This window comes from Rhodanobacter sp. L36, from assembly GCF_009765755.1.
In the GTDB taxonomy this organism is placed as follows: domain Bacteria; phylum Pseudomonadota; class Gammaproteobacteria; order Xanthomonadales; family Rhodanobacteraceae; genus Rhodanobacter.
In genome coordinates, this window is the sequence record NZ_LMUV01000012.1 from 15586 (window position 1) to 21396 (window position 5811).

The following is a 5811-nucleotide window of genomic DNA, read 5'->3' on the forward strand; positions in this document are numbered from 1 at the left end:
AGTCGCGCCGTAGTCCTGAAGATATTTGCGGATGCGCGAAGCGGTTTTGGCGGATACCGGTGCGACGTTAGCCACCCCTTTCTCTAACCCGTAGTCACCAGCGACGAAAGCCTCAACAATGGCACTGAGCGTTTTTCGCCAAGCAGTTGGGATCGGTCCCTCGACCTCATTTTTGAGCGCAATAACTTCGCTGCTGTGACTCGGATTCTTCATGCTGCGAGGCATTCCATTGCGGTACCTAACGCTGGAGTTAAGCGGCGGCGGAGCCGTCCGCCTTGAACGGGTTGTTAGACCGCACGATTTGTAGCCTTCTTGGCGGCAATTTTGGCGCGAAGCTTGTCCTGAAATATACGGCGTTGCTTGGTGATCTCGTAGAGCACGATACCCGATGAGGTGCCGAGGTTGAGGCTCTCGATTATCCCGACCATTGGAATGTTGACACATAGCTCGCTCCGCTCAAGTGCGAGTTGACTGATGCCACCACCCTCAGTTCCGAACCACACCGCAAGCTTTGTGTATTGGGTGTAATCAGCCTCATGTAAGACGACATTCTTGCGCCCCTTAGTGTGGGGAGACGTAACAACCGAGACAAATCCATTTTTTTCTAGATGGGCCAAGCAACTCTCGGAATCGTTGAACTTCTTGACGAAGCTCCATTTGATTGCAGAAGCAGAAATGGCATTCAATTTCGATTTATTGCGCATCTCCTGCCAATCGTCAGGGAGATCTCTCTTGCTAGTGATCACATACGCTTTCTCGACGCCCAGAGCGTTCACATTGCGAATGATGGTGCCGATATTCCTGATGTCTTCAGGGTTCTCGATGACAGCAATCAGATTCTTGCAGCGAGAGTTTTTGACCTTGTTCGCGCGCGCGCGCAGGCTCGGCTTTGACTTCTTTTGTTCTTCCATTTTCCAGAACCCTGACGTGTGCGGCCTAACGCCCAAGCTCACGCGCGGCGAAGCCGTCGCGTGCGGTGCCTCGTTGGGCCGCGTTGCACTGATTATTGGACAAAGAAGATGCCTCCGTTCTTTCTGGCATCAGTCGCAAGCACAAGCATCGCCTCTATGACTCTCTCACCATCGATATTAAGAACTGTAGTTTTCTCATTTGCCAAACTGGCAATGACAGTATCTAGCTGAGAGCCCGATAGGCTCGCGCCCACACGAAGCAAAGCTTTGAGATCGGATGACTCAAGTTCTTTTACCAACGCATTGAATGCTGCGGTGTCGCCAAGCACCCACCCTTCGCGCTCTCCCTCTTCAAAGCCCCATCCCAATGAAACACAGTAGTCATCAAGCTGGGACTCTTCGATGGCCGCGCCTTGCTCGCCCAAGAGTTGCCGAACAGAAGCCTCGACTTTTGCGCCAGGCCTGACCGCCAATAAAAAGCGAAGATTGCGGGACTTGGCCATGTAAAGAGCAAGGCGTATCTCGTACGTGTTGCGTACGGCTGGCGAGGCCTTGCTAAGAACAACCATCGTATCTGTGACGTAAGTCGGCAGGACGCCGCGGGGTTTGCGTCCGGCAACCTCTGCTTGAGCCACTGGTTTCTTCTTGAACAGTCCGAACATTACTTACTCCTCCAAGCGGCCCAACGCTGGAGTTAAGCGGCGGCGGAGCCGTCCGCCTTGAACGAGTTGTTAGACACTACTAGCGACTACTTCCGTTGACAAAAAAACCAATCAAGCTCAACCCACTTTCGCGACGAATCACAGTAAGTTTCATATCACCAGTATTGAAGGGACCACCGGTGAGTCGGACCTTGTAGTTTAGATTGTAATAATCGCGACCGCCGCTGCTCTCCGCGACCACGGCATCCGAGAAGGTGGCGTCACTGATAGTCCCAATGAGAGGGTACAGCTTGTTTAATTGGGCGTTGAGTTGTTCTTGTGAGAACTGCGCCTTGGCGAGGTTGTCAAACTTGGCGTAAAGAGCAACGTTGTCTTTTTTGTTGTAAAGCTTCACCACTTCATTGGCGAAGCTCCCTGCTTCTAATTCGGATACATCAACTTTGGTCTTTGCGGATCCTGTTGTCGCGCTAAACGAAGCTGGCCTAAGAGCCAAATAGCTCGTGATGCAGAGATTCACTACAAGGAGCCCGACGATGATGTAGTTGAAGGTTGATGATTTTTCTGACGCCATTTATTTCCCCTCTAGTGTCTAACGCCTAAGCTAAGCGGCCGTGCGGGCCGCAGCGCATGATTTTCGCCAGAAACCTCATTCCGCACGGTCCGCTGAGCGCATAGTTAGACCACGCGGGCGCACAGTAACGAAGCTAGAGCTTGCCTTCGATTGCTTCTGCACCGACGTCCCAGCGGTAGAGCTTGCCAGTGGAACGCGATACCGCGTACCAACCCACGATGCTGCTCCCTACCCAATCCGGGCCAGCGCCAGGCGGCGCGGGGTAGTTTGAGTAAAGGCCAAACACGTAGTAGTAACGACCTGAACCTTCTGAACCCTCGTGTGTCAGCTCGCAATGGTATTCGTCGGGTCCGTGCGGCGCGGACTCAAGTTGCGCAACTCGGCTCTTGATGTGTGCGCAAGCAGCTTCGCTAGACAGCCGAGGAGATCTTGCAAATGCGGAAAAGCACAGCAGAAGAGCTAACGCGACGATGATGATTCGGAGAGCCTTTGGCATGGGATAAGGTCTAACGCTTGAGTTAAGCGGCGGCGGTACGCCGTCCGCTTGGACGAGTGGTTAGGACTCTACCGCGAAGAGTTTAAATGCGGAATCGTCCCAGTCGTGGCCGTGCCAATTCTCGGACGGAGGCGGGAAACCTGTGCGGCAGTAACCGCGCTTTGCAGAGAAATCGAAGATCGCGTGAGCATAGTCATTGATGAGCAAGACCGCTTTGCAGTTGTCGGAGGACCAGCCGAGCTCAACGACTGAAGGTAGATGCTTATCGGTGACGTTGGCCGCGCTGTAGATATGCATGGCGTCTTGGATGGACTGACCAGATTCAGACTGGCCTAGCGCGTAGAAGTAGCCAGTGTCTCCATCGTCTTCGAAGACCACAACAAAAGAGCCGTCCGGAGCAGAACCCTCAACGAATTCCTCGGTGCCGACCGTAATTTGCCGCTTGGTTACGACGTTAACCGGCATGAGAGTCCTAACGCTTGAATTGAGCGGCGGCGAAGCCGTCCGCCTCGAATGAGTGGTTAGGGCTAGGTGCCGCGAGCCCTACGAACGCGCCATTGTCTGAGCGTAAGAAATTCGAGAGTTGGGATGTCCTCGAACAGAATCGTTTGGGTGGGAAGATACACGACGAAAACGTAGCGAAGGTCGAGATTTTTGGTTGGAAGAACGGAATAGACGTACACAGCCTCGTAACACCGACCTCTGACATTCGCGCGCGCTCCAGTGTCAAAAACGGAATTGTCATTTGTCCACGCGGTGAGTTCTGGAAGACGCTTGACGATCTCTGTAGCACGGGCCAAATCGCTATTGGAGCTTTCGGACGGGTGGCACGCTGGATAAGCTTGGGCAACGCCGCTGAGTGCGAAAAATGGTAGGACAAATCGCCACATTGGGTAGAGCCCTAATGCTGGAGTTTAGCGGCGGCGAAGCCGTCCGCCTTGAACGAGATGTTAGGCGCGTATTCCGACACTCTCAATCAGAAGGATAAGAAAATGGCTTTCCGTTAGGATAAGTCAGGACTTGGAGCTCCACACGCCGATTACGCGATCGGCCCCGCTCCAACGCATTGTTATCAATAGGCTGTGCACCGCCAAGGCCCTCTGGCCCACTAAGCTTCTGACTAGAAACGCCATGACTAATAAACCAGTCTCGAACGTACTTTGCGCGGCGAAAAGAAAGGTCTATGCATGCCTTCCCATTGCACTCTTGATTATCCGTAAAACCAACAATTCTCATCCGTAGTTTCGGAAATTCTTTCAGGACATCAGCGTCTTGCCGAAGGATCGCAAGCGAATCATTGGAGGGTTCTGCGACAACATCTTTTAGCGTGTCCCCAACTAAGGGACGGCCGGTCTTGAAGTTTATCCCTTGAATATCGACGTCCTCTGATAGCGCGACGTGTGGGGCTACGCCAATTATCAGCATTAGAACGGTCGAGATAAGTGTTCTTGCACATGTCCTATGCCTCATCGTTATACCTTCGCTCAGAGAAACTATCCATGGTGAAGCCTAACTACCTAATAGACCGACCTGGGTCGGGTTATACGTCTCGCCTCACGTGGGGCCCGAAGACTCTTTGCCGTTGTTTCGCTTGACGTTGCTCGCCCTGAGTCGAGTTATACATCCAACCCAAACCCCGATTGAGATCGTCACACACTAAGCGCTACGGTGTCATCCTTTACCCCCACTGGAGTGACCCTCATGGGGTGAGCAAGTCCCTACACCAGCCGCACCTCGTCTTATGGACCAAGTCTCGATCGTTTGCCGGCGACGGCACTTAAGCCGACGCACAGAAGAGGCCTACCGGTATTGGATCCGCCAGTACATCTTCTTCCATCGCAAATGCCATCCAAGGGACGTGGGTGCTGTTGGCATTGCACCGTTCATCAACGATCTAGCCGCCAAGCGAAACGTCGCAGCCTCGACTCAGTCTCAGGCGCTCAATGCCGTGTTATTCCTCTACCGTGACGTGCTCGAGGTGGAGGTGGGGCACTTGGATGGACTCAAGCGAGTTCAACGCTTATCCAGGCTGCCAGTGGTTTTCACCGTTGAGGAGGTCCGACAGATCTTGGCCGTTCTTGGCGGCCTTTCAAGACTGATTGCCGAGTTGCTCTACGGCACAGGATTGCGCATAACCGAATGCCTAACCTTGCGGGTCAAGGACATCGACTTTAGCGCAGGCACTATTCACATCCGATCGGGAAAGGGCGGCAAGGACCGCACGGCCATCCTTCCCGCCCGCCTGCGTACAGCTTTGCAGGAGCAGCTCATCAGAGTGGCACGCATACACAAGCACGATCTGACTTCGGGTGCGGGGCACGCGCCCCTGCCCGGTGGCCTTGACCGGAAATATCCAAACGCCAGCCGCCTGTTCGGCTGGCAGTTCGTATTTCCATCACGCATCACCAGGAAATGTCCCGGCTCAGGAAGAACGCTACGCTGGTATGCCTCGGAGTCGACACTCCAAAAACACTTCAAGGACGCTCTATCACAGGCAGGGATCCATAAGCACGCTTCGGTCCATACGCTGAGGCACTCGTTTGCTACGCACCTGCTTGCGAACGGCGTAGATATCCGGACGATCCAGTTGCTGCTCGGCCACAGATGCATCAAAACAACAATGATCTATACCCACGTACATCACGCAATACGCCACACGATCAGCCCTCTCGATCTACTGTAGGAACGCCACCGAACCGGGCGTTCCCGAAATGTCCTGCTTGGGCAGCCTGGGCCCTTTGCCTAGATAGATAACTGCTTGCTGATGACTATTAAGCTGTGTGGCTAGTTGGTCAACAATGACGTCATTCGCAGAACGAAGAGAATTCTCCGCTGAAGAGCGGGAAAAGTTGCAGTCGCATCAGTCAGGCATTCGAACCCTCAATAGGACTGTGCTATCTGAAACAAATTTTGGACACAAAAAACCCCCAGAGAAACCTTCTCTGGGGGTTGTCTGTTTGGCGGGGGAACAGGCATTCGAACTCTCAGTAAGACTTCTGACCCTGAACGAAAATCTGGGCACAAAAAAGCCGCAGAGAAGGTTCTCTGCGGCTTGTCTGTTTGGCGGTGCTAAGAGTCTCGTGCGAACTTGTCTCAACGGCCTTTTTCCCTGCTTTCAGGGAAAACAGCAGGGAATTTGGGGAAAAGAACCATCCGAGCACCATCAGGAGC

General features: G+C 53.5%; 7 protein-coding genes. 1 reads left to right on the forward strand and 6 read right to left on the reverse strand.

Translation table 11 applies throughout. The annotated features are described in order from the left end of the window. From GSQ73_RS17950 to GSQ73_RS17825, 5 genes are all read right to left on the reverse strand, one after another. The coding region (locus GSQ73_RS17950; protein WP_216844822.1) for a hypothetical protein at positions 1 to 213 on the reverse strand (213 nt) is incomplete at its 3' end. Between the two features lie 74 nt (positions 214 to 287). Next, entirely contained in the window at positions 288 to 911 is a 624-nt protein-coding gene (locus tag GSQ73_RS17810) for an RNA methyltransferase (RefSeq protein ID WP_158886662.1), read from the reverse strand. A gap of 92 nt (positions 912 to 1003) precedes the next feature. After that, on the reverse strand, positions 1004 to 1573 hold the full coding sequence (locus tag GSQ73_RS17815; RefSeq protein ID WP_158886664.1) for a hypothetical protein: 570 nt from the start codon (positions 1571 to 1573) through the stop codon (positions 1004 to 1006). Positions 1574 to 1652: 79 nt separating this feature from the next. Then, positions 1653 to 2144 (reverse strand): hypothetical protein, encoded by a 492-nt coding sequence (locus GSQ73_RS17820; protein WP_158886666.1) that lies wholly within the window; start codon positions 2142 to 2144, stop codon positions 1653 to 1655. Positions 2145 to 2700: 556 nt separating this feature from the next. Next, a complete protein-coding gene (locus GSQ73_RS17825; protein ID WP_158886668.1) occupies positions 2701 to 3105 on the reverse strand; it encodes a DUF2251 domain-containing protein in 405 nt (134 codons plus the stop codon). Positions 3106 to 4381: 1276 nt separating this feature from the next. Between GSQ73_RS17825 and GSQ73_RS17835 the strand changes: the two genes are divergently transcribed. After that, positions 4382 to 5323 carry an integron integrase gene (locus tag GSQ73_RS17835; protein WP_158886672.1) on the forward strand — a complete coding sequence of 314 codons (942 nt, stop codon included), beginning with the start codon at positions 4382 to 4384 and terminating at the stop codon, positions 5321 to 5323. Positions 5324 to 5624: 301 nt separating this feature from the next. Here GSQ73_RS17835 and GSQ73_RS17955 read toward each other — a convergent pair. Then, a partial coding sequence (locus tag GSQ73_RS17955) for a hypothetical protein (protein ID WP_216844823.1) occupies positions 5625 to 5811 on the reverse strand: 187 nt, incomplete at its 5' end.